Consider the following 2,637-nt stretch of genomic DNA (forward strand, 5'->3'; position numbering starts at 1 on the left):
CACCCTCCAAGCCTAAGTACTCCTCAGCGACCGATAGTGCACAAGTACCGTGAGGGAAAGGTGAAAAGCACCCCGACAAGGGGAGTGAAAGAGTTCCTGAAACCGGATGCTTACAAACAGTCGGAGCCCAAGGTTCGTCCTGGGTGACGGCGTACCTTTTGTATAATGGGTCAGCGACTTAGTCTGACGAGCAAGCTTAAGCCGGTAGGCGTAGGCGTAGCGAAAGCGAGTCTGAACAGGGCGTTCAGTTCGTCGGATTAGACCCGAAACCGGGTGATCTAGCCATGAGCAGGCTGAAGGTGCGGTAACACGCACTGAAGGGCCGAACCGACGTCTGTTGAAAAAGACGCGGATGACTTGTGGCTAGGGGTGAAAGGCCAATCAAACTCGGAAATAGCTGGTTCTCCGCGAAATCTATTTAGGTAGAGCGTCGGATGAATACCTCGGGGGGTAGAGCACTGGATGGGCTAGGGGGGTTTACCACCTTACCAAACCTAACCAAACTCCGAATACCCGAGAGTACTGTCCGGCAGACACACGGCGGGTGCTAACGTCCGTCGTGAAAAGGGAAACAACCCTGACCGCCAGCTAAGGCCCCCAAATCATGGCTAAGTGTGAAAGGATGTGGGGATCCCAAAACAACCAGGATGTTGGCTTAGAAGCAGCCATCATTTAAAGAAAGCGTAACAGCTCACTGGTCTAGACAAGGGTTCCTGCGCCGACAATGTAACGGGGCTCAAGCCATGTGCCGAAGCTGCGGGTGCACGCGAGTGCGCGGTAGCGGAGCGTTCCGTAAGCCAGTGAAGGGAGACCCGCGAGGGCTCCTGGAGGTATCGGAAGTGCGAATGCTGACATGAGTAACGACAAACAGTGTGAGAGACACTGTCGCCGAAAGTCCAAGGGTTCCTGCGTAAAGCTAATCTGCGCAGGGTTAGCCGGTCCCTAAGGCGAGGCCGAAAGGCGTAGTCGATGGGAATGAGGTCAATATTCCTCAGCCTGCGGGTAGTGACGAATTCCGTGTATCGTTCGGCCTTATTGGATTGGTCGGGCGGTGAAGGAGTTCCAGGAAATAGCTCCCGCTTACAGACCGTACCCTAAACCGACACAGGTGGACTGGTAGAGTATACCAAGGCGCTTGAGAGAATGGTGCTGAAGGAACTCGGCAAATTGCCTCCGTAACTTCGGGAGAAGGAGGCCCGGTTCCTGGGCAACCAGGGATCGGGGGCACAGACTAGGGGGTAGCGACTGTTTACCTAAAACACAGGGCTCTGCGAAGCCGTAAGGCGACGTATAGGGTCTGACGCCTGCCCGGTGCCGGAAGGTTAAGAGGAGGGGTGCAAGCTCTGAATCGAAGCCCCGGTAAACGGCGGCCGTAACTATAACGGTCCTAAGGTAGCGAAATTCCTTGTCGGGTAAGTTCCGACCTGCACGAATGGCGTAACGACTTCCCCGCTGTCTCCAGCACCTACTCAGTGAAATTGAATTCCCCGTGAAGATGCGGGGTTCCCGCGGTCAGACGGAAAGACCCCATGAACCTTTACTACAACTTTGCACTGGCATTCGTGTCGGTATGTGTAGGATAGGTGGTAGGCTTTGAAGCCCGGGCGCCAGCTCGGGTGGAGCCATCCTTGAAATACCACCCTTACTAACATGACTGTCTAACCGCGGCCCGTCATCCGGGTCCGGGACAGTGCATGGTGGGTAGTTTGACTGGGGCGGTCGCCTCCCAAAGTGTAACGGAGGCGCGCGATGGTGGGCTCAGAGCGGTCGGAAATCGCTCGTCGAGTGCAATGGCATAAGCCCGCCTGACTGCGAGACTGACAAGTCGAGCAGAGTCGAAAGACGGCCATAGTGATCCGGTGGTCCCACGTGGACGGGCCATCGCTCAACGGATAAAAGGTACTCTGGGGATAACAGGCTGATGATTCCCAAGCGTCCACAGCGACGGAATCGTTTGGCACCTCGATGTCGACTCATCACATCCTGGGGCTGGAGAAGGTCCCAAGGGTTCGGCTGTTCGCCGATTAAAGTGGTACGTGAGTTGGGTTCAGAACGTCGTGAGACAGTTCGGTCCCTATCTGCCGTGGGTGTAGGAGAATTGAGAGGATCTGTCCTTAGTACGAGAGGACCGGGATGGACGCACCTCTGGTGGACCTGTTGTGGCGCCAGCCGCATTGCAGGGTAGCTATGTGCGGACGGGATAACCGCTGAAGGCATCTAAGCGGGAAACCCACCTCGAAACGAGTTCTCCCTTGAGAGCCGTGGTAGACGACCACGTCGATAGGCCGGGTGTGGAAGTGCGGCAACGCATGCAGCTTACCGGTACTAATCGCTCGATCGGCTTGATCGCTCTCATTAATCCATGCTCATGACCGGAGCGGAAAAGACCAGTTTCTTCGTGTGTTTCGCCGGCCTGGTGGTTCTTGCGAGGAGCCTCTACCCGATCCCATTCCGAACTCGGCCGTCAAACTCCTCAGCGCCAATGGTACTTTGTCTCAAGACACGGGAGAGTAGGTCGCTGCCAGGCCTGCCAAACACACGAACGAACATCCTCTTCGAGATCACAACCTTCCCTTCGCGATGCAATCCCAAAACCCCCGCCCGTGCCCAACAGCCGGCGGGGGTTTTGCTGTGCGC

At 56.3% G+C, this 2,637-nt stretch carries 2 rRNA genes (1 of these 2 running past the window's edge); both read left to right on the forward strand.

Annotated features, from left to right (window positions below):
• A 23S ribosomal RNA gene (locus GGQ63_RS21770) occupies positions 1–2,350 on the forward strand; it begins 396 nt to the left of the window's first position.
• 62 nt (positions 2,351–2,412) lie between these two features.
• A 5S ribosomal RNA gene (rrf, locus tag GGQ63_RS21775) occupies positions 2,413–2,527 on the forward strand.
• The last annotated feature ends 110 nt before the right edge of the window (positions 2,528–2,637 follow it).

This window comes from Prosthecomicrobium pneumaticum (assembly GCF_014199915.1).
GTDB lineage: Bacteria > Pseudomonadota > Alphaproteobacteria > Rhizobiales > Kaistiaceae > Prosthecomicrobium > Prosthecomicrobium pneumaticum.